Source organism: Streptomyces sp. NPDC001220 (genome assembly GCF_053597895.1).
In genome coordinates this window covers 156937-181586 of the sequence record NZ_JBSFJE010000019.1, presented here as the reverse complement: position 1 = coordinate 181586, position 24650 = coordinate 156937, and the positions used below count along the sequence as shown (strand labels likewise).

Below are 24650 nucleotides of genomic sequence, written 5' to 3'. Positions count from 1 at the left end.
CGGCGGCCTCCTGCTTCTTGACGGTGTCACTGCCGGTGTTGGCGAAGCCGGGGTAGGCGCTGAGCGCGGCGGTGAGGCCGCTGTAGGTGTAGAAGGAATTCCGGTTCGGGAACATCTGGTTGAACTGTGCTTCACTGACGACGAAGCCGGCGGCGGTGGCTGTGGGGGCCGCCTGGAGCACCAGGGCGGAGCCGCCTATGGCGAGCGAGGTCAGGAGTGCGGCGATACGGCGCCTCGACACGGATCAACTCCTTTGCGGAGCACGGCCGCGCCCCACAGAGGGGGAGCGGCCGCGGTGGGGGGTGTGAGGCACACTCAACTGCTTTGGTCTGTACCAGTCAAGGGTGTAGACCAGTCATTCAGGAGTGGATCTTCGGTCGACGGCTTCCCCAATTGCTCCCGGAAACAGGCAAGTCGGCCCCTCGCCGACCGCCCGGCGCGGCAGCGGTCGTGCCCGGCGGCGTAGCTACGCCGCCGGGCACGGAGAGTGGCGGATCAGCTCAGCGGCTTGGCGAGGACCGCCTTGCGGTGACTGAACGTCTCGATGGAGTAGCGGCCGTGGTAGCTGCCCATACCGCTCTCCCCCACCCCGCCGAACGGCAGGTCGGAGACGGTGAGATGGGCGACCGGGAGGCCGAGGCCGAGCCCGCCGGAGGAGGTCTCGGCGGCGATCCGGTCCCGGGTGTCGCCGGACTCGCTGAAGACGTAGAGCGCGAGGGGCTTGTCGCGGTCGTTGATGAAGCCGATCGCGCCGTCCAGGTCCGGGACGGTGACGATGGGCAGGATCGGGCCGAAGATCTCCTCCCGCATCACCGGGGACCCGGGGTCGACGTCGGCGAGCACGGTGGGCGCGATGTACTTGGCGGCGCGGTCGGTGTCGCCGCCCAGGGCCACCCGGCCCGAGCCGAGCAGTCCGCTGAGCCGGTCGAAGTGGCGCTCGTTGACGATCCGGCCGTACTCGCCGGACTCCTTGGGCTCCGTGCCGTACAGCGCCTGCACGGCCCTGACCAGCTCGGGTTCCAGGGCGGCGGCGGTCTCGGGGTCGGTCAGGACGTAGTCGGGTGCGACACAGGTCTGCCCCGCGTTCAGGAACTTGCCGCGCGCCAGGCGGTCCGCGACCACCGCCAGGTCGACGTCCCGGTCGACGAACGCCGGGGACTTGCCGCCGAGTTCGAGGGCGACCGGGGTGAGGTGCTCGGCGGCGGCGCGCATGACGATCCGGCCCACCGTGCCGTTGCCGGTGTAGAAGATGTGGTCGAAGCGTTCGGCGAGCAGGGCCGTGGTCTCCGGGACACCGCCCTCGACGACGGCCACGGCCTCGGCGTCGAGATGGGCCGGCAGCAGCCGGGCCAGTGCGGCCGAGGTCGCCGGAGCCAGTTCACTGGGCTTGGCGACGACCGCGTTGCCCGCGGCGAGGGCACCGGCCAGCGGGGCGAGCAGCAGCTGGGCGGGGTAGTTCCACGGGGCGATGACGAGGACGACACCGAGCGGGTCGTACTGCGTCCAGGCGCTCGCGTCGCCGCCCAGGTGCGCCGGGACCGGGGCGGACTCGGGGCGCAGCCACTCCGCCAGGTGGTCGAGGCTGTGGTCGATCTCCCGGACGGTGAAGTCGATCTCCGTGCGGTAGGCCTCGACGGCGCTCTTGCCCAGGTCGGCGTGGAGGGCGGCGGCCAGCTCGTCGCCACGCTCCGTGAGCATGGCGCGCAGCCGGCGCAGCTGGTCGGTACGCCACTCGACGGGCTTGGTGCGGCCGGTGCGGAAGGTGGCACGCAGCCGGGCGACGACGTCGGCGGGCTGCTCGGGGGTGGACTGGTTCACGGATCCCTCGCTGGTGGTGCGTACGGGCCTGACGGCCCGGCTGGGTGTCGAACACTCGGATGCATAATGCAACCTTTCAGAGGCCGAAGTAAATTCCGCCACCACGGAACCCCTCTCCGTCCTGCCCGGCTCACCCTGCCGTGGACATGCCCCTCAGATCCCGAGCTCGGCCCGTCGCCGCCGGAGGTACGCCTGTTCGGGGAGCCCGTCGGCGAGTTCGATGGCGGTGTCGTACTCCCGTACCGCCTCTTCGTCACGGCCGAGGCGGCGCAGCAGGTCGGCCCGGACGGCGTGCAGGACGTGATACCGGTCGAGGTCGAGCGCGTCGACCAGGGCGAGGGCCTTGTCCGGCCCCTCGACCTCGGCCACCGCGACCGCCCGGTTCAGCGCCACCACCGGTGAGCGGTCGACGGCCGTGAGCTGGTCGTACAGCCGCAGGATCTGCCCCCAGTCGGTGGCCTCGGCGGTCCGCGCGTCGCTGTGCACGGCGTTGATCGCGGCCTGGATCTGGTACGGCCCCGGCCGGTCGCGGCGCAGACACCGCCGTACGAGTTCCTGCCCCTCCCCGATCAGCTTCCGGTCCCACAGGCCGCGGTCCTGGTCGGGCAGTGCCACCAGCTCGCCGCCCGCCGGGCGCCGGGCGGTCCGCCGGGCCTCGACCAGCAGCATCAGCGCGAGCAGCCCGGCGGCCTCGGGCTCGTCCGGCATCAGCCCGTACAGCAGCCGCCCCAGGCGTACGGCCTCCGCACACAGCGCGGGATCACCGCCGTACCCCTCGTTGAAGATCAGGTAGACGACGGCCAGCACACCGCTGAGCCGGTCGGGCAGGTCGGCGTCCTTCGGCACCCGGTAGGGGATGCCCGCGTCGCGGATCTTGGCCTTGGCGCGTACCAGGCGCTGGGCGAGGGTGGCCTCGGGCACCAGGAAGGCGCGGGCGATCTGGGCGGTGCTGAGTCCGCCGAGCAGGCGCAGGGTCAGCGCGACCCTGGCCTGCGGGGCGAGCGCGGGGTGGCAGCAGGTGAAGATCAGCCGGAGCCGTTCGTCGCGCACGGGGCCCTCCTCGGCCGGTGGGTCGGACGCGTACAGCCGGGCGGCCTCCGCGTGCCGGGCGTCCCTGGAGGACTCGCGGCGCAGCCGGTCGAGCGCGCGGTTGCGGGCGGTGGTGATGATCCACCCGGCCGGGCTCGGCGGCACCCCGCTCTCCGGCCATCGGTCCAGCGCCGTGGTGAAGGCGTCCTGGACCGCTTCCTCGGCGAGGTCGATGTCGCCGAGGAAGCGGACGAGAACCGAGACCGCGCGCCCGTACTCGGCACGGAAGGCGGCCTCGACGTCGGCGGCGTCCGCCATCAGATCTGCCCCATGAAGGGCCGCACCTCGATCGGCAGCCGGGTGGCCAGGGCGGCCTTGCGTCCCCACTCCAGGGCGGCGTCCAGGTCCGCCGCCCGGATCAGGCTGATCCCGCCGAGGTACTCCTTGCCCTCGGCGTAGGGCCCGTCGGTGACCAGCACGTCACCGTCCTTCGGGCGCAGCATCGTGGCCGTCTCCGGGCCGTGCAGTCCGCCGGAGAAGACCCAGGCGCCGGCCGCGCGCAGCTCGTCGTTGAACACCTCGACATCGCGCATGATCGTGGCCATCTCGTCGGGCGGCGGCGGGGTGCCGTCGGCCGGCTGGACCACGCTGAGCAGGTAGTGCTTCATGACGTTCTCCTCGGTCGTCGTGGGGGTTGCTCGCCTTCTACACGAACGGCGGGCCCCCGGATCGACACCCCGCCCCGGACAGCCGAAAGAATCTTCTCCATGACCATCTCCGCACATCCGCTCGTCGCCCGCGCCCGGGAACTCGCCGAGGGCCTCCTCTCCCCCGCCGCGGAGCGCGTCGACCAGGAGGGGGTGCCGGTGAGCCACATCGAGGCGATCAGACGCTCGGGACTGCTCGGCCTGAACGCACCGGTGGCGTACGGCGGCTCGGCGGCGCCCGCGGCCGTCGTACGCGAGACGGCGGAGATCCTGGCCGGGGCGTGCTGCTCGACCTGGTTCGTGCAGACCCAGCACCATACGCCGGTGCTGACCCTGGCCAATACCGAACTGCCGGTGCGGGAGCGCCTGTTGGGCCCGCTGGCGCGAGGTGAGCTGCTGTCCGGGGTGGCGTACGCGCATCTGCGGTCGTACCCGCGTGTCCCGGTGCGGGTACGGCGGGAGGGGGGCGGCCGGCGCTTCCACGGCACCGTCCCCTGGTACACCGGCTGGGGCCTGAACGACGTGCTGCTGCTCGCCGGGGTGACCGAGGACGACGAGGCCCTGTTCGCCTTCGTCGAGGCGCGGGAGCAACCGGGGCTGCGCCCGTCGGAGCCGATGCGGCTGGCCGCGCTCACCGCGTCCCGGACGGTGTCCCTGGACCTGGACGGCCTGCTGGTGGCGGAGGACGCGGTCGCGCTCCGGATGCCGTACGAGGAGTGGGCGGCGACGGACCGCCCGAAGTCCCGCAACGCCAACCCGGCCGTCTTCGGGATCACGGCGGCGGCCCTGGCCCTGGTGGACGAGGAGTACGCGGCTCCGCTGCGGGCCCGTACCGACGATCTCCGCCGCCGGGCCTACGCGCTCGCGGACCATCCGGTGCCGCAGGAACACACCAAGGAGCGGCTGGCGCTGCGGGCCGAGGCGTTCACGCTGATGCGTACGGCGACCACGGCGGCCGTGGTGACGGGCGGCGGCCGGGCGATGTCCGTCACCGCCCGCGCCCAGCGCCTGGCCCGGGAGGCCCTGTTCCTCCTGGTCCAGGGCCAGACCGCCGCATCACGCACGGCCCATCTGGAGCAGCTCGCGGAGCGGCCCCGCTGAGACCGCTCGGCTCCCGGGCCGCTCAGGCGTACTCCACGGCCGCGTCCAGCAGCCAGTCCACCAGGTAGCCGGCGAAGGAGGAGCGCACCAGCACCCAGAACCCGGCCCGGCTCTCCTCGCGGGCGACCAGCACCACCTGGGTGCGGGCCAGTGCGGTCTGGGCGCAGCGGCCGGGGCCGAAGGCACGCGGGTGCAGGTCCAGCGCGCAGCCGTGGGACAGCAGATCACGGGCGCGGGGGCCGCCGACCAGAAGGGTGGTGCGCTGGGCGGAGACATCGGTGACGGCGACCGGTTCGGTCCCGGCCGCCGACCGGATCCGGTCCTCCAGCTCCCGCTCGGTGCCGGGCCGGCCCACCACCAGCCATTCGTCCGGGCCGAGCCACACCGCGGTCACCTTCCCCGTGTGCACCACGGTGCCGGGTTCCAGCGGCAGTGGGAGTCCGAGGGCCAGGCCGACCGCGTCCGCCGCCGGGCCCTTGGCGTCCAGGCGGACGTTCACCTGGGCCAGGAAAGGGAGTTCGGCCAGCCGGATGGCGCCCCGGGAGGAGCGCGTCACGGCGGCGAGCAGGTGCGCGGCGTCGGCCAGGGGGCTGCGCTGCGCTGCGGTCGGGGCGGTGTCAGCCATCGCGGCGGGCTCCCTCGGGGTCGTAGAGGACGGGACCGGCGACGGTCACCGGCAGCAGCCGGGCGCCGACGGGTGCGTAGAGGCGTTCACCGATGCGGTCCCGGCCGCCCTTGACCAGGGCCAGCGCGAAGGTCCGGCCGAGCGCCGCGCTGCGGTAGCTGGAGGTGACATGGCCGAGCATGGGGACGGGCGGGGCGGGCAGCTCGCTCTCGGCGACCAGGTGGGTGCCTTCCGGGAGGAGGGCGCCGGGGTCGTCCGTGACCAGGGCCACCAGGTGTTTGCGGTCGGGGCGGACGGTGTCGGGACGGGCGAAGGAGCGCTTGCCGATGAAGTCGGGCTTCTTCCTGGACACCGCCCAGCCCATGCCGAGATCGTGTGGGGTGACCGTGCCGTCGGTGTCCTGGCCGACGATCGGGTAGCCCTTCTCCGCGCGCAGCACATGCATGGTCTCGGTGCCGTAGGGGGTGATGCCGTACGGCTCCCCCGCCGCGTACAGCGCCTCCCAGAGCGCGCGGGCCTGCCACGCCGACACGTTGATCTCGTAGGCGAGTTCGCCGGAGAAGCTGATCCGGCACACCCTGGCGGCGAGGCCGGCGACGGTGGTCTCCCGCCATGCCATGAAGGGGAAGTCGTCGTTGGACAGGGCCAGTCGGGGGGCGACAGAGCCCAGGACCGCGCGCGACCTCGGGCCGACCAGCGCCACGGTGGCCCAGTGTTCGGTGACCGAGGTGCAGTGCACCCGCAGGTCGGGCCACTCGGTCTGCAGCCACTCCTCCATCCAGTCCAGGACGGCCGCCGCGTTGCCGGTCGTGGTGGTGACCAGGAACCGGTCCCGGGCCAGCCGGATGACCGTGCCGTCGTCGAAGACCATTCCGTCCAGGCGGCACATCACGCCGTAGCGGATCATGCCGACCTTCAGGGTGCTGATCATGTTCGTGTAGAGCCGGTCCAGGAAGAGCGCGGCGTCCGGGCCCTGCACATCGATCTTGCCGAGCGTGGAGGCGTCCATGAAGGCCACGCCCTCGCGGGCGGCACGGCACTCGCGCAGTACGGCCGTCTCTTTGTCCTCGCCGTCCCGCGGGTAGTACCAGGGCCGCTTCCACTGGCCGACGTTCTCGAACAGCGCGCCGTGCTCGACGTGCCGGCCGTGCAGGGCGGTCGTACGGACGGGGTCGTGCAGCGCGCCCCGGTCGCGGCCGGCGAGGGCGGCGAAGGAGACGGGGGTGTACGGCGGCCGGAAGGTGGGCAGGCCGAGCGCCGAGACGTCCACGCCGAGGAGTTCGGCGACGACCCCGCTCGCCAGCACCCCGCCGGTCTTGCCCTGGTCGTTCGCGGTACCGGCCGTCGTGTAGCGCTTGGTGTGCTCCACCGAGCGCAGGCCCGCGCCGGTCGCCCGGGTCAGGTCGGCCACGGTGACGTCGCGTTGGAGGTCGACGAAGCGGGGGGCGCCGGAGGCGGTGGGGATCGTGAAGACCTGCATGGGCGGGGTGTACGGCCGCGCGGGTGCCGTGGGGAGGCTCGGGGCCTCGGCGGTGTACCCCTCCGCCTCGACCGCCCGGGCACCGGCCGCCGCGCCCTGGGCGAGGGCCGTGGCCAGGTCGAACGCCCCGTTCGCGGCGCCCGCGACCGCCACCGCCTGACGGCAGCCGTCGGGCACGAACGTGCCGAGCGGCTCGTCGTGGCGGAGCCTGCCGCCCGCCTGGCTGAACAGGTGCGCGACCGGGTTCCAGCCGCCGGAGACGAGCAGCAGGTCGGCGGCGAACTCCCGTTGTCCGACGGTGCCTTGATACGGGGCTACGGTCACTTCTTCGTACGGTGCGACGGTCGCGACTTCGTACGGTGCGACGGTCACGGCGGTGAGCCGGGCGCCGCCCGCCGTGCCGGTGACCGCTTGTCCGGCCAGTACCTCGATCCCGGCGGACCGGGCGCGTTCGGCCCACTCCCCCGGCTCCGGCCGGGTGTCGACGACCGCCGCGATGTCCACGCCGGCCGCCGCCAGGTCGAGTGCGGCGGGGTAGGCGCTGTCGTTGGTGGTGAACACGACCGCGCGGCGGCCGGGCAGGACGGCGTAGCGGTGGAGGTACGTGCGAGCAGAGGCGGCCAGCATCACGCCGGGACGGTCGTTGTCGCCGAACGCGAGGGACCGCTCGTGGGCACCGGTGGCGAGGACGACGTGCCGGGCGCGGATCCGCCAGACGCGTTCGCGCGAGACGTGCGCGGGGGCGTCGGCGCCGAGGTGGGCGGTACGGCGTTCGACGGCGAGGAGGTGGTTGTCGTCGTAGTGGCCGAAGACGGTGGTGCGGCGCAGGACGCGGACCTCGGGGGCGGCTTCGAGGCGCGCGTGTGTCGCGGCCACCCAGTCGGGGTGCTCGCCGGTGCCGAGCAGGCTGCCGCCGGGTTCCGGCTGGTCGTCGGCGAGGATGACGCGGGCGCCGCTGGTGGCCGCGGCCGCCGCCGCCGCGAGGCCGGCCGGGCCCGCGCCGACGACCAGCAGGTCGCAGTGGGCGTGTACGGCGTCGTAACGGGCGGGGTCGGGCTCGGTGGCGAGGCGTCCCTGGCCCGGGAGGCCGGTGGCCACCAGGCCGTCGTAGAGCTCGACGGTGGTGGCGGGGAGCATCGGTTCGGGGAAGGGGGCCTCGATCTGGACGACCGCGTTGGGTTCTTCCGGGCCGGCGGTGAAGATGCCCCGGGGGCGGCCGAGTCTGATGCTGGTGGCGGCCTGGACGACGCCGTTGGCGAGGAGGGCGGAGGCGAGGGTGTCGCCTCGGTAGCCCTGGTATTCGGTGCCGTCGAAGGTGAAGGTGAGGGGGGTGGTGCGGTCGATTCGGCCGCCGGTGGGGGTGCGGTGGGGGTGGGCCGCGGTGGTGCCGGCGAGGGGGGTGCGGGCGAGGGGGGTGCGGGCGAGGGGGGTGTCGCCCCTGCCGCCCCTACCCGTCCCGTCCTCCAGGGGCGCTGCCCCTTCGACCCCGCTGGGGGCTGCGCCCCCAGACCCCCCGTCGGCCTCAACGGCCTCGTCCTCAAACGCCGGACGGGCTGAGAAGGGCGCGGCGGGCAGAGACGTCACCGGGCCGGCTGAGGGAGGCGGTGGCGGTTGCGAGGGCGCCGGATCGGCTGAGGGAGGCGGTGGTGGTTGCTGGGTCACCGGGTGGGGTGGTGGAGGGGTCTCGCCTGGGCGGTATGCCGTCAGGATCTCGTTCGTCGATGTGTCGCGTACCGCGTTGAACCATCTGCGGCAGCCTGCCGTGTGGTGCCAGCGTTCGGCGAAGGGGCCCTTCGGGTTGGCGCGGAAGAAGAGGTAGCGGGCCCACTCCTCGTCGGTGAGGGACGCGGGTGCCTCGGGGTAGGGGACGTGGGCCTGGCCGCCGTAGTGGAACTCGGCCTCGTCGCGGGGCCCGCACCACGGGCAGGGGATGAGCAGCATGGTGGGGCTCCCTAGTGGGCCACCGCGGCCGCGCCGTGCTCGTCGACGAGCGCGCCGGTGGTGAAACGGTCGAGCGAGAAGGGGGCGTTGAGGTCGTGGGGGGCGTCGTGCGCGATGGTGTGGGCGTAGACCCAGCCGACGCCGGGGGTGGCCTTGAAACCGCCTGTTCCCCAGCCGCAGTTGAGGTAGAGGTTGGCCACCGGGGTGAGGCCGACGATGGGTGAGGCGTCGGGGCTGACGTCGACGATGCCACCCCAGGTGCGCAGGACGTGGGCGCGGGCGAAGACCGGGAACAGCTCCAGGGCGGCCGCCATCTGCTCCTCGATGATGTGGAAGGCGCCGCGCTGGGTGTAGGAGTTGTACGCGTCTATGCCCGCGCCCATCACCAGTTCGCCCTTGTGCGCCTGGCTGACGTAGACGTGCACCGCGTTGGACATGACGACGGTCGGGTGGACGGGCTCCAGGAGTTCGGAAACCAGTGCCTGCAACGGGTGGCTCTGGAGCGGGAGTTCGATGCCCGCCATGGCGGCGAGGACGGAGGTGTGGCCGGCCGAGCACAGAGCCACCTTGCCGGCCGCGATCGGGCCGAGGGTGGTCCGGACGCCGACCACCCTGCCGGCCACCACGTCCACTCCGGTGACCTCGCAGTTCTGGATGATGTCGATGCCGGCCGCGTCCGCGGAGCGGGCGAAGCCCCAGGCCACGTGGTCGTGCTTGGCGATGCCCGCGCGCGGCTGGTAGGTGCCGCCCAGGACCGGGTAGCGCACCTCGGGCGAGGTGTTGACGATCGGGCAGACCTCTTCGACCTGATCGGCGTCGAGCCACTCGGCGTCCACGCCGTTGAGGCGGTTGGCCTCGACCCGGCGGACGCTGTCGCGGACGTCCTGGAGGCTGTGGGCGAGGTTCAGCACGCCGCGCTGGGAGAAGAGGATCGGGTAGTCGAGCTCCTCCTCCAGGCCCTCCCAGAGTTTCAGCGCGTGTTCGTAGATGCCCGCGCTCTCGTCCCAGAGGTAGTTGGAGCGGATGATCGTGGTGTTGCGGGCCATGTTGCCGCCCGCCAGCCAGCCCTTCTCCAGGACCGCCACGTTGGTGATGCCGTGGTTCTTCGCCAGGTAGTGGGCGGTGGCGAGGCCGTGTCCGCCGCCGCCGACCACGATCACGTCGTACGAGCGCTTCGGCTCGGGGGTGCGCCAGAGGAAGTCCGGATGGCCGGGGAGGTCGGCGCCTGGGGGTCCCCCCACGCCCGCAGGGCGTAGGGGGCGGGTGCGGGGGCTCATCGGACGTCTCCGTCGTGCGAGAGGTGCGGGTGGAGCGGGTGCGCGGCCGCGAGGGTCGCGGTGCGGGCGCGCAGGGCGGACACGTCGGGGCCGGGCTGGAGGGCGAGGGCGATCACGTCGGCCACCTCGGCGAAGTCCGCCTCCGGGGTGGACTGCTGACGGTGCAGCTCGGCGCGGAGCGCGGCGTGCACCTCCGGGTCGAGCTCGGCAAGGGGCGTGTTCAGCGCGTTCATGAGGGTTTCGCGATCCTTTCAAACGACCTTGGCGAGGGCGCGCCCCAAAGGGGCGCGGGACCGTGCCGATATTGCGGCTGCCGCCGCGGGGGCGCGACCAGCCACGACGAGCCCGCAGCCGGAAAACGACACCACTCGCATCCCTCATCCACGGAGCCGACTCATCCCCGGGTCGAACAACGGCTCCTCGGCCACCACCGCCGCCACCCGCTGGTCGAAGTACCCGATCTCGACGCCGGTTCCGGGCACCGCCAGCTCCGTCGGCAGCCACGCGTACGCGATCCCCTTGCCGATCGTGTAGCCGTAGGCCGCGCTGGTCACGTAGCCGACCGCACGCTCGCCGTCGTACACCGGCTCCTTGCCCATGACGACGGCCCGTGGGTCGTCGATGGTGAGGCAGCTCAGCCGGCGCCGAACCTCCGTCCTGCGCCGCTCCAGTGCGGCCTTGCCGACGAAGTCGCCCTTGTCGGGCTTGACGGCGAAGCCGACGCCGGCCTCGTAGGGGTCGTGCTCGTAGGTCATGTCGGTGCCGAAGGAGCGGTAACCCTTCTCCAGGCGGAGGCTGTTGAAGGCACCGCGGCCCGCGATGATCCCGCCGAGCGGCTCGGCCGCCCGCCAGAGGGTGTCCCAGAGCTTCCGGCCCTGGTCGGCGGTGGTGTACAGCTCCCAGCCGAGCTCGCCGACGTAGGACAGCCGCATCGCGGTGACCGGCACCGAGCCGATGTAGGCGCGCTTGGCACGGAAGTACTTGAGGCCCTCGTTGGAGAAGTCCGCGTCGGTGAGGGGCTGGAGGACCTCCCGGGCGAGCGGGCCCCACAGGCCGACGCAGCAGGTGCCGGGGGTGATGTCGCGGACCTGGACCCGTCCGTCGGCCGGGAGGTGGCGGGTGAACCAGTCGAGGTCCAGGTTGCCGTTGGCGCCGACCTGGAAGAGGTCGCGGGCGAGCCGGGCGACCGTGATGTCGCTGCGGATGCCGCCGTCGTGGTCCAGGAGCAGCGTGTACGTGACCGAGCCGACGGACTTGGCGACCTTGCCGGTGACCAGGCCCTCCAGGAAGTCGGCTGCACCGGGGCCGGAGACCTCCAGACGCTTGAGGGCGGTCATGTCGTACAGCGCGACCGTCTCGCGGGTGACCTGGGCCTCGGCTCCGACGATCGGCGACCAGTAGCGGGCGGCCCAGTCGTTGGGGGTGGGGATCGAACGGCCTTCGGCCAGGGGGGCGTTGGCCTCGTACCACTGGGGGCGCTCCCAGCCGTTCGCCTCCAGGAAGAACGCGCCGTGTTCCTGCTGGCGGGCGTGGAAGGGGCTGGTGCGGATCGGGCGTGGCCTTCCGCTCGGCTGGAGGGGGTGGAGGATGTCGTAGACCTCGACGAAGTTCTGGCAGTCGCGGGCCAGGACGTACTCGGGGGCGAGCTGGTGCGGCTCGAAGCGGTTGAGGTCGCACTCGTGCAGGTCGAAGGACGAGCAGTGGCCGTCCACCAGCCATTCGGCGACGGCCCGGCCGACGCCCGCGGAGTGCGTGACCCACACGGCCTCGGCGACCCAGAAGCCCTTCACGTCCGGGGACTCGCCGAGCAGCGGGTAGCCGTCGGTGGTGAAGGAGAACAGGCCGTTGATGCCCTCCTCGACCTTGGCCTCGCGGGTCGCGGGGAGCAGCGACCGGGTCTCGGTCCAGGCGTCCGCGAAGTCCTCCTCGGTGAACTTCAGGACGGAGGGCATCTGTTCGGCCTCGTCGAAGGAGAGGATGTCGTCGGCGGAGACGGGCATCGGGCGGTGGCCGTAGGAACCGATGCCCAGGCCGTCGAAGCGGTCGCGGTAGTAGAGGTCGGCGTCCTGGTGGCGCAGGATCGGGCGGACGGCCTCCTCGGTCTGGCCGGCGAGGGCGGGGACCGGGCCGGTCCAGGCGAGTTGGTGGGCGAGCGGCGTGAGCGGCAGGTTCATGCCGGCCATGCGGGCGATCTTCGGGCCCCAGATGCCGGCGCAGCAGACGACGATGTCGGCGGGGAGCTCGCCCTGGTCGGTCAGGACACCGGTGACACGGCCGGCGCTCTGGTGGACGTCGAGGACCTCGTGGCGGGCGAGGAAGCGGACGCCGCGCTCGGTGGCCCGGCGGATCTGGGCCTCGACGGCGAGCACGGCCTTGGCGATGCCGTCGGTGGGGACGAGGAGGCCGCCCAGGACCCGGTCACGGTTCACCAGCGGGTGGCGCCGCACGCACTCGTCTGCGCTCAACAGGTGTGCCTCGACTCCCCAGGCGGTGATCCAGCCGTGGCGGCGGTGGAGTTCGGCGAGGCGCTCGGCGGTGGTGGCCACTTCGAGGCCGCCGACCTGGAGGAAGCAGGGCTTGCCGTCGACGTCGAGGGAGCAGAACTTCTCGACGGTGTAGCGGGCCAGTTCCGTCATGGTCTTCGACGGGTTGGTCTGGAAGACCAGGCCGGGGGCGTGCGAGGAGGAGCCCCCGGTGGCGGGGAGGGGCCCCTGGTCGACCACGGTCACCTCGGTCCAGCCGCGTGCGGAGATCTCGTCCGCGAGGGCGGCTCCCACGACGCCCGCTCCGATGATGACCACTCGGGGTCCCGCCATCGCCCAACCTCCGAACTTGAGACCGGTGCAGTTGCTTTGTGCGCAACGTGATTCAGGCTGCGCAACTCAATGTGCCCGTCGCCGAGGAGGGGTGTCAAGAGGTCCGGTGACGTCGGGAAACGGCCGGAAGTCAGGGGGGCACAAGGCGACGCCCGGCGGGCGGTGCGCAGTGTGCGCACCACCCGCCGGGCGTACCGGACCGGCCTTTCGACGCTCCCCGCTACTTCAGCCAGGCGTCGACCTTGGCGCGGTTGGCGTCGACCCACTTCTTGGCCGCCGCGTCGTCCGACATCTTGTCCACGGCGATGTACTTGGCCACGGTGTTCTGGTCGTCGTTGGTCCAGTTGAACTTCTTCACCAGGTCGTACGCCGGGCTGCCCGACTTGGCGAAACCCGCGCTGACGATCTTGTCGAGGTCGTAGACGGGATAGTCGCAGGCGACCTTCGCCGCGTCGGCGTCGCAACCCGTCGTGTACTTCGGCAGGTTGACCTTGACCAGCGGCACCTCGGACAGGAACCACTGCGGTTCGTAGAAGTAGCCGATCAGCCACTGCTTGTTCTTCTCGGCCGTCCGGAAGGCCTGGATGAGCGCGGTCTCACTGCCGGCGTACACCACCTTGAAGTCCAGCTTCAGGTTCTTCACCAGGGCGGCGTCGTTGGTGACGTACGACGGGTCACCGTCCAGCAGCTGGCCCTTGCCGCCCGACTCGGACGTCTTGAACCGGGCGGCGTACTTGTCGAGGTTCTGCCACGCGGTGATGTCCGGGTGCGCCTTGGCGAGCCACGGCGGGACGTACCAGCCGATGATGCCCTTGTTGCCGGTCGAACCGGCCTCGACGGCCGTCTTCTGCCCGGTGATGTACTTCTTCTTCAGATCGTCGTGGCCCCAGTTCTCCAGGACCGCGTCGACCTCGCCGGTGCCGAAACCCTGCCAGGCGATCTCCTCCTTGAGGTCCTTCTTCTGCACCGTGCAGCCGAGGTCGTGTTCCGCGACGTACGCGACGACCGCCGCGTCCGCCTCGTAGCCCACCCACGGGTTGACGGCCAGGTTGAAGGTGCCGCACTTGCCGCCCGAGGACTTCGAGCCGGCCGAGGTGTCCTCGCCGACCTTCGCCCCGCCGCAGGCCGTGAGGGTGAGGCCGAGGACGGCCAGGCCGGCCGCGCCTATGCGCCAGTGTTGTGCCATGGTGTCGGTGCTCCTTATGCCCGGGTGCGTCGCGCCGCAGCCTGAGTGATCCGGTCGAACATGACTCCGAGCAGGACGATGGCGAGCCCCGCCGCCAGCCCCTTGCCGTACAACTCGCCCTGCGAGAAACCGGCCACGACGTCGTAGCCGAGGGCGCCCGCGCCTACCAGGCCGCCCACCACAACCATCGACAGCACGTAGATCAGGCCCTGGTTGGTCGCGAGGGTCAGGGCGCCGCGTGCCATCGGCAGCTGGACCTTGGTGATGATCTGCCAGGTGTTGCACCCGGCCGAGGTGGCCGCCTCCACGGTGGACTCGGGAACGTTCCGCACCCCGTCCGCGATGATCTTGATCGCCACGGGTGCCGCGTAGACGACGGCGGCGACGATCGCCGTGAAGCGGGTGGCGCCGAAGAGCGCCAGGAACGGCACGAGATAGACGAACGGCGGCATGACCTGGGCGGCGTCCAGGGCAGGCCGGATCAGCCGGTCCGCCGGCGCGCTGCGGCCCATCCACACGCCGACGACGGCACCGAGCAGCATCACCAGGACGGTGGCCACGGCGGTCGAGGCGAGCGTGGTCATGCTGTCCGACCACAGGCCCGTGCCGACCAGCAGCCCGACGCAGGCGGCCGCCGTCGCCGCGGCCCGCCGGCCGCCGAGGACGGCGCCGAGCGCGACCAGGCTGGCGCCGACGAGCCACCACGGGGAGTCGGTGAGCAGCGTCTGGAACGGGTTGAGCAGGCCGTTGGTGAGGGCGTCCCGCAGGGCGTTGGTCAGGCCGGAGAGATGGTCCTGGAGCCAGGTGGTGGCGGTGTCGGCGGCACTCGCGATCTGGGTGCCGACGGCACCGTCGCCGGGGAACTCGGCCGCCCAGACGTAGGTGTGGGAGAGATAGACCAGGACGGCGGCCGCGACACCGCCGGCCGCAAGCAGCGGGCGGCGCCACCTGAGGAACGGGCCGCCGGCGCGGCGGACTTCGGTGCGGGCGGCCGCCGCGGTGGTGACCCGGTCGAGCACGATGGCCATGACGACGATGGCGAGTCCGGCGTTGAAGGCGGTGCCGACGTCGAGGGACTGCAGGGCCTGGACCACGGTCTTGCCGAGGCCGGGCGCGTCGATCAGGGCCGCGATGGTGACCATGGCCAGGGCGGCCATGATGGTCTGGTTGACGCCCATGACCACCGTGCGCCGGGACATCGGCAGCAGCACCTTCAGCAGCTGCTGGGTCCGGGTCGCGCCGAGCGAGTCGGCCGCCTCGACGGTGGTCTCGGGGACCGAGCGGATCGCGTGCGCGGTGATGCGGATGGCGGGCGGTGCCGCGTAGATCACCGTGGTGATCACCGCGGAGGCCCCGCCGATCAGGAAGATCAGGGTCAGCGGGGCGAGGTAGACGAAGGTCGGCATCGTCTGCATGAAGTCGAGGAAGGGCGTCATGATCCGGTTGAACCGGTCGGAGAGCCCGGCCCACACGCCGAGCGGGATGCCGATGAGCAGGGCCACCAGGACCGCCGACGAAGTCAGCGCCAGGGTGTCCATGCTCTCCTGCCACAGGCCCTGGAGCCCGAAGAAGGTGAAGCCGGCGACGGCCAGCAGCGCGACCCGCCAGTTTCCCACGGCCCAGGACACGTAGCCGGCGATGCCGACGACGCCGAGCCAGCCGATCTGCGGGACCGGGCGGGAGCCGGTGGGCTGGGAGATCAGCGACTGGACGAAGGTGACCAGGTTGTCGATGACCAGCCGGATCTCGTTGAAGAAGTAGAGGAAGACCGGGTTGGAGTTGCGGTTGGCGCCGATGCTGTCGTTGACGTCGTTCAGCCAGTGGTGCAGTCCGGTGAGGTCGGCGGCGGCCAGGGTGAGCGTCTGCCGGCCACGCAGCACGGTGAAGAGCACCAGCCAGACGACCAGGATCGCCGCCACCACCATGGGGCGGCTCACCTTGTGGCGCAGGGTGGTGACAGGCGCGGTCGCGTCGGCGACGGCGGCCGTCACGCGCCGCCCTCCTGTCCCGCGACGACGGCGAGGATCTCCTCGTCGCCGACGATGCCGAGCAGCTTGCCGTTCTCGACGACCTTGACCGGCTTCTCGGCCGCGAGCACCGCCCGGGTGGCCTCGCGGACCACCACCTCCGGGCCCAACTCGGGTCCGTCCAGGGCGTCTTCGGGGGTGGCCGGCCGCATGATCCAGCGCAGGGTGAGGACGTCGCCGCGCGGCACGTCCTTGACGAAGTCCCGTACGTAGTCGTCCGCCGGGGCGCCGACGAGTTCGTCGCCGGTGCCGCACTGGACCGTCCTGCCGTCCCGCATGATCAGGATGCGGTCGCCGAGTTTCAGCGCCTCGGAGAGGTCGTGGGTGATGAACACCATGGTCTTGCCGACCTCGTGGTGCAGGCGTATGACCTCGCTCTGCATGTCACGGCGGATCAGCGGATCGAGCGCGGAGAACGGTTCGTCGAAGAAGAGGACGTCGGGGTCGCCGGCCAGGGCGCGCGCGAGGCCGACGCGCTGCTGCATACCGCCGGAGAGCTGGTCGGGATAGGAGTTCTCGTATCCGGCGAGGCCCACCAGTTCGACGACCTCCAGGGCCTTCCTGGTCCGTTCGGCCCGGCTCATGCCCCGGATCTCCAGGCCGAACGCCACGTTCTCGACGACCTTGCGGTGCGGCAGCAGACCGAAGTGCTGGAAGACCATGGAGAACTTGCTGCGCCGCAGCTCCCGCAGCCGCCGGGTGTCGGCGCCCCGGATGTCCTCGCCCTCGAACACGACCTCGCCGGCGGTGGGTTCGATCAGCCGGGTCAGACATCGCACCAGGGTGGACTTGCCGGACCCGGACAGGCCCATGACGACGAAGACCTCGCCGGGCGACACCTCGAAGCTCACGTCCCGTACGGCGGCGGTGCAGCCGGTGCGGTCCATCAGTTCGCGGCGGGTCAGCCCGCACAACTCCTCGGAGCCCGGCACCTGGTCGGCCTTCGGCCCGAACACCTTCCACAGCCGGCGTACGGAGATGACCGGGGTGCGGTCCCCGGGGTCCTGGGACGAGTCGCGCCGCTGCGACACCTCGGTCTGGGCTGGGGTCATGATCGGCCTCTTTTCGCCGTCAGCCGCGGAACCAGTGCTGCGGCCGGGGTTGGATGTTCTGCCAGACGTGCTTGGGCTCTCGGTACTCGTCCAGGCCGGTCGGTCCCAGCTCGCGGCCCACGCCCGAGTGCCCGAAGCCACCCCATTCCGCTTGCGGCACGTAGGGGTGGTAGTCGTTGATCCACACGGTGCCGTGGCGCAGCCTGCGGGCGACCCGCTGCGCCTTGCCCGCGTCCTGCGTCCAGACGGCTCCGGCGAGGCCGTACTCCGTGTCGTTGGCGATGCGGACGGCGTCGTCCTCGTCCCGGAAGCGCTCCACGGTGAGCACGGGTCCGAAGGACTCCTCGTGCACCACCCGCATGTCCTGCCGGCACTCGTCGAGAACGGTGGGCGGGTAGTAGAAGCCGTTCGCCAGCGCGGGGTCGTCGGGGCGCGCGCCGCCGCAGCGCAGTACGGCGCCCTCGGCGAGGCCTGCGGCGACATACGCCTCGACCCTCTCGCGGTGCTGTGCGGAGATCAGCGCCCCGGTCTCGGCCTCGGGGTCGAAGGGGCCGCCCAGGCGGATGAGTCGGGCGCGGCGCACGACCTCGTCCACGAAGGCGTCGTGGATCGCGTCCTCGACGACGAGCCGGGCGCCGGCCGAGCAGACCTGCCCGGAGTGCAGGAACACGGCGGTGAGCGCGAAGTCGACGGCGGTGGCGAGGTCGGCGTCGGCGAAGACCACGTTGGGGTTCTTGCCGCCGAGTTCGAGGGCGACCTTCTTCACCGTGGCGGCGGCCGTGGCCATGAGGCGCCGGCCGGTGTGCAGTCCCCCGGTGAACGACACCATGTCGACGGCCGGGTGCTCGGCGAGCGGCGCGCCCGCCTCGGGGCCGGCGCCCAGCACCAGGTTGGCCGCGCCGGCCGGGAGGCCCGCCTCCTGCAGTGCCTTCATCAGCAGGATCGAGGTGGAGGGGGTGAGTTCACTGGGCTTGAGCACGACGGTGTTGCCCGCGAGCAGGGCCGGGGCGACCTTCCAGGAGGCTTGCAGGAGAGGGTAGTTCCAGGGGGTGATCAGGCCGCAGACGCCGACGGGCTCGTAGGTGACCCGGCTGAGCGCGTCGTCGCGGCCGGTGTCGACCACCCGCCCGGCGCTGGTGCCGGCGATGCCTCCGTAGTAGCGGAAGCAGGAGACGACGTCGGCGATGTCGTACTCGCTCTCCACCAGGCGTTTGCCGGTGTCGAGGGACTCGGCGCGGGCGAACTCCTTGGCGTCGCGCTCGATGATGCCGGCGGTGCGCAGCAGCAGCGCGCCGCGCTCCCGCTCGGGGGTGTGCGGCCAGGGTCCGTCGTCGAAGGCGCGCCGGGCCGCGGTGATCGCGGCCTCGGTGTCGGGGCGGGTCGCCTCCGAGACCGTCGCGACGAGGGTGCCGTCCGCCGGACAGCGGATCTCGCGCCGGCCGCCGGCCACCGCCGCACGCCATTCACCATCCATGTACAGATCTGCCACGGCCGCGCCCTTCGAGCCCGAAATCGTTGCGCATTGTGCATTGGATTGCTTTTGGTGGAACACCCTGACGAACGGACCGACCGCCGTCAAGAGTCCGGGCACAGTGCGCTACCCGGCCTGTTTCCGGGCGTCGCGGTGCCGGTGGTAGACGGCGTCGGACGGCGGCAGCGGTTCCTTGCCGAGGATGAGGTCGGCCGCCTTCTCGGCGATCATCATGACCGGGGCGTAGATGTTGCCGTTGGTGACGTACGGCATCACCGAGGCGTCCACCACGCGCAGTCCGTCCACTCCGTGCACCCGCAGGGTCAGCGGGTCGACGACGGACATGGCGTCCGTGCCCATCTTGCAGGTGCAGGACGGGTGCAGGGCGGTCTCGCCGTCCTTGGCGACCCAGGCGAGGATCTCCTCGTCCGTCGCCACGGACGGGCCGGGCGAGATCTCCCCGTCGTTGTAGGGGGCGAGGGCGGGCTGGTTGAGCAGCTCGCGGGCCACCCGGACCGCCTCGACCCACTCGCGGCGGTCCTGCTCGGTGGAGAGGTAGTTGAAGCGCAGCGCCGGGTGTTCGCGCGGGTCCTTGCTCCGGATCTTCACCGAGCCGAGGGCGTCGGAGTACATGGGCCCGACATGGACCTGGTAGCCGTGGCCGCCGGCGGGCACGGAGCCGTCGTAGCGGACCGCGACGGGCAGGAAGTGGAACATCAGGTTGGGGTAGTCCACGTCCTCGTTGCTGCGGCAGAAGCCGCCGGCCTCGAAGTGGTTGGTCGCGGCCGGCCCCTTGCGGAACAGCCACTGCAGGCCGATGAAGGGGGCCCGCCACTTCGCCAGGTACGGCTGTACGGAGACGGGCTGCTTGCAGGCGTACTGGATGTACACCTCCAGGTGGTCCTGGAGGTTCTCGCCGACGCCCGGCAGGTCGTGGACGACGTCGACGCCGAGGGCCCGCAGTTCCTCGGCGTTGCCGATGCCGGAGAGCTGGAGCAGTTGCGGGGAGTTGACGGCGCCGCCGCACAGGATGACCTCGGCGGCCCGGACCTGCCGGGGGGCGCCCCCGCCGCGCTGGAACTCGACGCCGACGGCCTTCTTCCCCTCGAAGAGGACGCGGGTGACGAGGGCGCGGGTCTTCACGGTGAGGTTGGGCCGTTTCCGGGCGGGCTTGAGGTACGCCTTGGACGCGGACAGCCGCCGGCCGCGGTGCACGTTGCGGTCGAACCTGGCGAAGCCCTCCTGCCGGTAGCCGTTGACGTCGTCGGTGGGCGGGTAGCCCGCCTCCTCGGTGGCCTTGAGGAAGGCGGAGAAGAGCGGGCCCGCGGCCGGGCCGCGTTCCAGCACGAGCGGTCCGTCATGGCCACGGAACTCGTCGTCGGGGTCGGCGGCCAGGCAGTTCTCCATCCGGCGGAAGTACGGCAGGCAGTGGGCGTAGTCCCAGGTCTTCATGCCGGGATCGGCGGCCCAGCGCTCGTAGTCCATGGGGTTGCCGCGCTGGAAGATCATGCCGTTGATGCTGCTGGAGCCGCCCAGCACCTTGCCGCGGGCGTGGTAGACACGACGGCCGCCCATGTGGGGTTCCGGCTCGGACTCGTACTTCCAGTCGTAGAAACGGCTTCCGATGGGGTACGTCAACGCCGCGGGCATATGGATGAACACGTCCCACGGGTAGTCCGGGCGGCCCGCCTCCAGCACCAGTACCCGGTTGCCGGGATCGGCCGAGAGCCGGTTCGCCAGTGCGCTGCCGGCCGATCCGCCGCCGACGATGACGAAGTCGTACTGCAAGGGAGCCATCGTGCCTCGTCTCGCTCGCGCCGTCGATGTGCGCGGCATGCTAGTACGGGTATCGCTATGCGCTCTAGGTTGCGAACAACGCAACTTGTAAGATCTTTGTTCACATCGCGTTACTTGGGCGCTGTTGTTTACTCCGCGTATAGTTCCGTCATGAGCAACTACAGTCCGGACACCGAAACGAACGGCTCATCCTCCGGCGGCGTACAGTCCGTCGACCGTGCCATCAGCGTCCTGGAGATCCTCGCCCAGCGCGGCGAGGCCGGCGTGAGCGAGGTGGCCGCCGAGATCGATGTGCACAAGTCGACCGCGTTCCGCCTGCTCGGCGCCCTGGAGGCGCGCGGTCTGGTGGAGCAGGCGGGTGAACGGGGCAAGTACGCGCTCGGGTTCGGCATCGTGCGTCTGGCGGGCGCCGTCACCGGGCGTATCGACGTCACCCAGCAGAGCCGGCAGGTGTGCGAGCGGCTGGCCGAGGAGATCGGCGAGACGGTCAACGTCGCGGTGATGCAGGAGCACTACGCGATCAACCTCTACCAGGTGCGCGGTACGGCCGCCGTCACCGCGCACAACTGGGTCGGCCAGCTTACCCCGTTGCACGCCACCTCCAGTGGCAAGATCATGCTGGCCCATCTGCCGGCGAAGGAACGGGCCGCGCTGATCTCGGACGGGGGCCTGAAGAAGCTCACCCCGCACACCATCTCCACGAAGGCGAAACTGGAGAAGAACCTCGCCGAGGCCCGGGAGCGCGGTTACGCCTGGACACTGGAGGAGCTGGAGATCGGGCTGCATGCCATGGCCGCGCCGATCCGGGACCGGGAGGGCAAGGTCATCGCGTCGATCAGCGCCTCGGGACCGTCCTACCGGTTCACCGAGGAACGTATGCACGAGCTGGCTCCGGTGCTGGTCAAGGGTGCGCACGAGATCAGCCACCGCATGGGGTACCTGGGCTGAGCGTGCCCGGGGCGACCGCCGTCCGGCCCGCTTCCGCGGTCCGCGCGGGCCACGGGCGCCGCTCTGCCGCTTCATTCCGGCTGCCGGGTACCGAGCCGCTCGTGGACCCAGTCGTGGAAGGCGCCGATGTGGTGCTCGCTGGGCACCAGCACACCCCCCTTGGCATACAGCCGTGAGCTCATCCCGGGCTGGGTGCGCTCGCAGGCGTCGAAGTCCTGGCGGTTGACCCGGTCGAACAGCTCCACGGACCGGCTGACGTCCTTGCCGCTCTCCACGACGTGCGGAAGGTAGAGCCAGTCGCACTCGACGACCGTCCGGTCGACGGCCACCGGGTACATCCGGTGGAAGATCACGTGGTCGGGCACGAGGTTGATGAACACCTGCGGTTTCACGGTGATCGCGTAGTACCGCCGGTCCTGGTCCGCGGCGACCGAGGGGATGCGGTCCAGTCCCTCGGAGCCGTCGACGGTGAACCCCCGGACGTCCGCGCCGAACTCGGCGCCGTGGCCCACGTAGTACTGCGCCGCGTAGCCGTCGGCGAACTCCGGCAGCACCTCGGTGAGTTCGGGGTGGATGGTGGCGCAGTGGTAGCACTCCATGAAGTTCTCGACGATGAGCTTCCAGTTCGCCCGCACGTCGTAGACGATCCGCCGGCCCACCGCGAGGCGGTCGATGTCGTAGTGCTCGATCGACGCGGTGTCGCCCAGCCGCTCGACGACGGCCCCCAGCACGTCCTCCTCGAAGGAGGGCGGGTCCTCCGCGAGGCACACCCACACATAGCCGAGCCATTCCCGCACGGCCACGCCCACCAGGCCGTACTCGGTGCGGCCGACGTCGGGCATCTTGGTGAGGTTGGGTGCCGCGACCAGCCTGCCGTCCAGGTCGTAGGTCCAGGCGTGGTACGGGCACTGGAAGGCGCGCCTGACCTCGCCGGTGGCCTCGGTGCACAGCCTGGCCCCGCGGTGCCGGCAGACGTTGAAGTAGGCACGGACCGCACCGTCCCGGGCCCGGGTGACGAGGATGCTCTCGCGGCCGACGTCCACGGTGCGGAACGCGCCGGGCTTCGGCAGGTCCGCCGCGCGGGCGACGCAGAACCACATCGTCTCGAAGATGCGTTCCTGTTCCTGGGCGAAGATCCCGGGGTCCGTGTAGGCGGAACCGGGGAGGGTGGCGATCAGGCTGTCCGGCAGGCTGGTCGAGGTCACGGTGCACTCCTCGGAGAACGTCGTGGGTCGGTGGGACGGCGCGGGCGCCCGAACGTCGTGGGACGGTGCGGGCGCCGGGTCAGGACGCGGTGGTGCCGAACTGCTTGCGCAGGCGGGTGAAGAGCCGCGGCTGGTTCATCCCGAGCACGGCGACCGGCCGGCCCGCCCGTCGGTAGACGGCGAGGAAGCTGCGGTCGCCGGTCGAGCCCTCCTCGACCGTCACCTCGTCGGCCCCGGCGGCCTGCCCGACGAACTGGATCTTCACGCCGTACTGGTCGGACCAGAAGTACGGCGGCCTGGGGACAGCCGGTTGCGTCGCGCCGTACGCGAGGAGCGCGGCGACGGCGGCGGCCGGCCGTTCCAGTGCGCCGGTCCAGTGCTCGACCCTGCGATGGCCGCCGGTGTGCGGGTCGTACCAGTTGGCGCAGTCACCCACGGCGACCACCCCGGCCACGCTGGTCCGCCCGTCGGCGCCGCACTTCACCCCGTTGTCGAGCACGACGCCGGAGCCCTCCAGCCACTCGACGCAGGGCCGCGCCCCCACGCCCACGACGACGGTGTCGGCGGGCACGCTGCGGCCGTCCTCCAGGAGAACCGCCGTCACCTGGCGCTCGCCGCTCAGCCCCTTCACCCCGACCCCGCACAACAGCCGTACACCGTGGTCGGCGTGGAGGGCGGCGACGACGGCGCCCATGGCCGGGCCGAGCGGTCCGGCCAGCGGGGTCGGCGCCGCCTCGACCACGGTCACGTCGAGTCCGAGGGCGTACGCCGTGGACGCGACCTCGGCGCCGACGAACCCGCCGCCGATCACCACAAGGCGGCCGCCCCGGGAGAGCTCGCGTCGCAGGGCGCGGGCGTCGTCGAGAGTGCGCAGCACATGGACCCCGGCTAGGCCCTCGGTGCCGGGCAGGGTACGGGCCGCGGCGCCGGTCGCGACGACCACGCCGTCGGCGCGGACCTCGCGGCCGTCGGCGAGCCGGATCGCCCGCCCGGCGCGGTCCAGCCCGGTGGCGCGCGCCCCGAGCAGCCACTCCGCACCGAGTTCCTCGTCGTCCCGCTCCAGCGCCAGGTCCGCCTCGCCGACGGTGCCGGCCAGGAACTCCTTGGACAACGGCGGCCTGTCGTACGGGCGATGGGGCTCGTCGCCGATGACGACCAGCCGGCCGTCGTACCCCCGCTGCCGCAGCGAGCGCGCGGCCGAAAGTCCGGCCAGCGAGGCGCCCACCACGGCGACCGTCCTCACGCCGCGCCCCCGGCGAGCCGGGCGGCGACGCACGGCGGCAGGTTGGGGGCGTCGGCGGAGAGCCGGACATAGACCGTGCCGTCCTCGAGGACGACCTCGTGGGTGCGGACCGGGCGCTTGGCCGGGGGTGCGTCCACGGCGCCGGTCCGCAGGTCGAACTTGGAGGCGTGCAGGGGGCATTCGACCTCGCGGCCCTCCAGCCAGCCGTCGGCGAGCGAGGCGTCCTGGTGGGTGCACGTGTCGTCGATGGCGAAGAGCTCGCCGTCCTCGGTGTGGAACACCGAGACGGGCGGGTCGATATCGAGCCGGTGGGCCTCGCCTCGCGGCAGATCCGCGAGACGGCACGCGGGAATCATCATGACACCTCGGTGCGTATAGCGAAACGGATTGCGATGAGCGCAACGTCAGTTTGGGGGCGGTTCCGAAGCGTTGTCAAGGCGTTCACCCGCCGGTTTGCGCGGGCCGCGTCGACGGCTCCGCGAGCCTGCGAAGTGCCCCCGAAAGCAAGGGTGAACAGGGGAAACAGGCGTCCCTTCGCGTGCGAGGACGCGGCCCCGCCCCGGTGCCGAGGAAGGCACCGTCGCCGGGGCGGGGCCGCGTCGTCGGGGGCGGTCGAAGACGGCCGTCGATCCAGTCCCGGATCGTCACGGGAGCACCACCGAGCGCAGCACGTCACCGTGACGCGTCCGCTCGAAGGCCTTCTCGACCTCGTCCAGGGCGACGATCCCGGCGACGAGGGCGTCCAGGCCGAGGCGGTCCCGCGGACGGAGGTCGATGAGCATCGGGAGGTCACGGGAGGGCGGACAGGTTCCGCACCAGGGCGACTTGAGCGCCCCGCCCGGCGGACGGCCCGGCGGGCAGCCCCCGAATCAGGACGACTTCAGCGCCCCGCCCGGCGGGCAGCCCCCGTACCAGGACAAGTTCAGC

18 protein-coding genes and 2 pseudogenes are annotated in these 24650 nt (G+C 71.7%); 2 read left to right on the top strand and 18 right to left on the bottom strand.

Translation table 11 applies throughout. From position 1 onward, the window contains the following. The 4 genes and pseudogenes from ACWDGI_RS36765 to ACWDGI_RS36750 form a co-directional block, all read right to left on the bottom strand. Positions 1-241 (bottom strand): annotated as a pseudogene (locus tag ACWDGI_RS36765) (chitinase); the annotation flags it as partial. A 254-nt stretch (positions 242-495) separates the two neighbouring features. Next, positions 496-1920, bottom strand: a complete 1425-nt coding sequence (locus ACWDGI_RS36760; RefSeq protein ID WP_450766696.1) for an aldehyde dehydrogenase family protein — start codon at positions 1918-1920, stop codon at positions 496-498. Positions 1921-1971: 51 nt separating this feature from the next. Further along, on the bottom strand, positions 1972-3165 hold the full coding sequence (locus ACWDGI_RS36755) for an RNA polymerase sigma factor (protein ID WP_450766690.1): 1194 nt from the start codon (positions 3163-3165) through the stop codon (positions 1972-1974). Next, positions 3165-3515 carry a YciI family protein gene (locus ACWDGI_RS36750; RefSeq protein ID WP_450766688.1) on the bottom strand — a complete coding sequence of 117 codons (351 nt, stop codon included), beginning with the start codon at positions 3513-3515 and terminating at the stop codon, positions 3165-3167. Before ACWDGI_RS36750 ends, ACWDGI_RS36755 begins: the two co-directional genes overlap by 1 nt. A gap of 99 nt (positions 3516-3614) precedes the next feature. Between ACWDGI_RS36750 and ACWDGI_RS36745 the strand changes: the two genes are divergently transcribed. Beyond that, on the top strand, positions 3615-4655 hold the full coding sequence (locus tag ACWDGI_RS36745) for an acyl-CoA dehydrogenase family protein (RefSeq protein ID WP_450766686.1): 1041 nt from the start codon (positions 3615-3617) through the stop codon (positions 4653-4655). Between the two features lie 22 nt (positions 4656-4677). On the opposite strand, the gene ACWDGI_RS36740 is transcribed toward ACWDGI_RS36745, so the two are convergent. The 10 genes from ACWDGI_RS36740 to betA form a co-directional block, all read right to left on the bottom strand. Next, on the bottom strand, positions 4678-5280 hold the full coding sequence (locus tag ACWDGI_RS36740) for a sarcosine oxidase subunit gamma (RefSeq protein ID WP_450766684.1): 603 nt from the start codon (positions 5278-5280) through the stop codon (positions 4678-4680). Then, the gene (locus ACWDGI_RS36735; RefSeq protein WP_450766683.1) at positions 5273-8701 is read right to left on the bottom strand and encodes a sarcosine oxidase subunit delta family protein; all 3429 of its coding nucleotides are present in this window, start codon (positions 8699-8701) and stop codon (positions 5273-5275) included. The genes ACWDGI_RS36740 and ACWDGI_RS36735 overlap by 8 nt, the downstream gene beginning before the upstream one ends. Positions 8702-8712: 11 nt before the next feature. Further along, positions 8713-9942, bottom strand: coding sequence for a sarcosine oxidase subunit beta family protein (locus ACWDGI_RS36730; protein WP_450766681.1), 1230 nt, complete (start codon positions 9940-9942; stop codon positions 8713-8715). A 32-nt stretch (positions 9943-9974) separates the two neighbouring features. Continuing rightward, a complete protein-coding gene (locus tag ACWDGI_RS36725) occupies positions 9975-10211 on the bottom strand; it encodes a hypothetical protein (protein WP_450766698.1) in 237 nt (78 codons plus the stop codon). 144 nt (positions 10212-10355) lie between these two features. Then, positions 10356-12794 (bottom strand): GcvT family protein, encoded by a 2439-nt coding sequence (locus tag ACWDGI_RS36720; RefSeq protein WP_450766679.1) that lies wholly within the window; start codon positions 12792-12794, stop codon positions 10356-10358. Between the two features lie 220 nt (positions 12795-13014). Continuing rightward, entirely contained in the window at positions 13015-13980 is a 966-nt protein-coding gene (locus tag ACWDGI_RS36715) for an ABC transporter substrate-binding protein (protein WP_450766677.1), read from the bottom strand. 14 nt (positions 13981-13994) lie between these two features. After that, on the bottom strand, positions 13995-15905 hold the full coding sequence (locus tag ACWDGI_RS36710; RefSeq protein ID WP_450766694.1) for an ABC transporter permease: 1911 nt from the start codon (positions 15903-15905) through the stop codon (positions 13995-13997). A gap of 62 nt (positions 15906-15967) precedes the next feature. Next, positions 15968-17059 (bottom strand): quaternary amine ABC transporter ATP-binding protein, encoded by a 1092-nt coding sequence (locus ACWDGI_RS36705; protein ID WP_450766675.1) that lies wholly within the window; start codon positions 17057-17059, stop codon positions 15968-15970. A 19-nt stretch (positions 17060-17078) separates the two neighbouring features. Further along, complete coding sequence (locus ACWDGI_RS36700; protein ID WP_450766673.1) at positions 17079-18548, bottom strand: aldehyde dehydrogenase family protein; 1470 nt, start codon at positions 18546-18548, stop codon at positions 17079-17081. Between the two features lie 108 nt (positions 18549-18656). After that, the gene (betA, locus tag ACWDGI_RS36695; RefSeq protein ID WP_450766671.1) at positions 18657-20327 is read right to left on the bottom strand and encodes a choline dehydrogenase; all 1671 of its coding nucleotides are present in this window, start codon (positions 20325-20327) and stop codon (positions 18657-18659) included. Positions 20328-20477: 150 nt separating this feature from the next. Between betA and ACWDGI_RS36690 the strand changes: the two genes are divergently transcribed. Then, positions 20478-21275: an IclR family transcriptional regulator gene (locus ACWDGI_RS36690; RefSeq protein ID WP_450766669.1), complete on the top strand. Its 798-nt coding sequence runs from the start codon at positions 20478-20480 to the stop codon at positions 21273-21275. 71 nt (positions 21276-21346) lie between these two features. On the opposite strand, the gene ACWDGI_RS36685 is transcribed toward ACWDGI_RS36690, so the two are convergent. The 4 genes and pseudogenes from ACWDGI_RS36685 to ACWDGI_RS36670 form a co-directional block, all read right to left on the bottom strand. Further along, on the bottom strand, positions 21347-22480 hold the full coding sequence (locus ACWDGI_RS36685) for an aromatic ring-hydroxylating oxygenase subunit alpha (protein WP_450766667.1): 1134 nt from the start codon (positions 22478-22480) through the stop codon (positions 21347-21349). A gap of 79 nt (positions 22481-22559) precedes the next feature. Further along, the gene (locus ACWDGI_RS36680; protein ID WP_450766665.1) at positions 22560-23723 is read right to left on the bottom strand and encodes an NAD(P)/FAD-dependent oxidoreductase; all 1164 of its coding nucleotides are present in this window, start codon (positions 23721-23723) and stop codon (positions 22560-22562) included. Then, the gene (locus ACWDGI_RS36675) at positions 23720-24082 is read right to left on the bottom strand and encodes a bifunctional 3-phenylpropionate/cinnamic acid dioxygenase ferredoxin subunit (protein ID WP_450766663.1); all 363 of its coding nucleotides are present in this window, start codon (positions 24080-24082) and stop codon (positions 23720-23722) included. The genes ACWDGI_RS36680 and ACWDGI_RS36675 overlap by 4 nt, the downstream gene beginning before the upstream one ends. A 285-nt stretch (positions 24083-24367) precedes the next feature. Continuing rightward, positions 24368-24562, bottom strand: a pseudogene (locus ACWDGI_RS36670) (S-(hydroxymethyl)mycothiol dehydrogenase); the annotation flags it as partial. Positions 24563-24650: the final 88 nt, after the last annotated feature.

Excerpts from the sequence above, each read along its gene's own strand:
- ACWDGI_RS36755 (WP_450766690.1), bottom strand. The coding sequence starts at position 3,165 with ATGGCGGACGCCGCCGACGTCGAGGCCGCCTTCCGTGCCGAGTACGGG.
- ACWDGI_RS36750 (WP_450766688.1), bottom strand. The coding sequence starts at position 3,515 with ATGAAGCACTACCTGCTCAGCGTGGTCCAGCCGGCCGACGGCACCCCG.
- ACWDGI_RS36745 (WP_450766686.1), top strand. The coding sequence starts at position 3,615 with ATGACCATCTCCGCACATCCGCTCGTCGCCCGCGCCCGGGAACTCGCC.
- ACWDGI_RS36740 (WP_450766684.1), bottom strand. The coding sequence starts at position 5,280 with ATGGCTGACACCGCCCCGACCGCAGCGCAGCGCAGCCCCCTGGCCGAC.
- ACWDGI_RS36735 (WP_450766683.1), bottom strand. The coding sequence starts at position 8,701 with ATGCTGCTCATCCCCTGCCCGTGGTGCGGGCCCCGCGACGAGGCCGAG.
- ACWDGI_RS36725 (WP_450766698.1), bottom strand. The coding sequence starts at position 10,211 with ATGAACGCGCTGAACACGCCCCTTGCCGAGCTCGACCCGGAGGTGCAC.
- ACWDGI_RS36720 (WP_450766679.1), bottom strand. The coding sequence starts at position 12,794 with ATGGCGGGACCCCGAGTGGTCATCATCGGAGCGGGCGTCGTGGGAGCC.
- ACWDGI_RS36715 (WP_450766677.1), bottom strand. The coding sequence starts at position 13,980 with ATGGCACAACACTGGCGCATAGGCGCGGCCGGCCTGGCCGTCCTCGGC.
- ACWDGI_RS36710 (WP_450766694.1), bottom strand. The coding sequence starts at position 15,905 with ATGGTGGTGGCGGCGATCCTGGTCGTCTGGCTGGTGCTCTTCACCGTG.
- ACWDGI_RS36705 (WP_450766675.1), bottom strand. The coding sequence starts at position 17,059 with ATGACCCCAGCCCAGACCGAGGTGTCGCAGCGGCGCGACTCGTCCCAG.
- betA (WP_450766671.1), bottom strand. The coding sequence starts at position 20,327 with ATGGCTCCCTTGCAGTACGACTTCGTCATCGTCGGCGGCGGATCGGCC.
- ACWDGI_RS36690 (WP_450766669.1), top strand. The coding sequence starts at position 20,478 with ATGAGCAACTACAGTCCGGACACCGAAACGAACGGCTCATCCTCCGGC.
- ACWDGI_RS36675 (WP_450766663.1), bottom strand. The coding sequence starts at position 24,082 with ATGATGATTCCCGCGTGCCGTCTCGCGGATCTGCCGCGAGGCGAGGCC.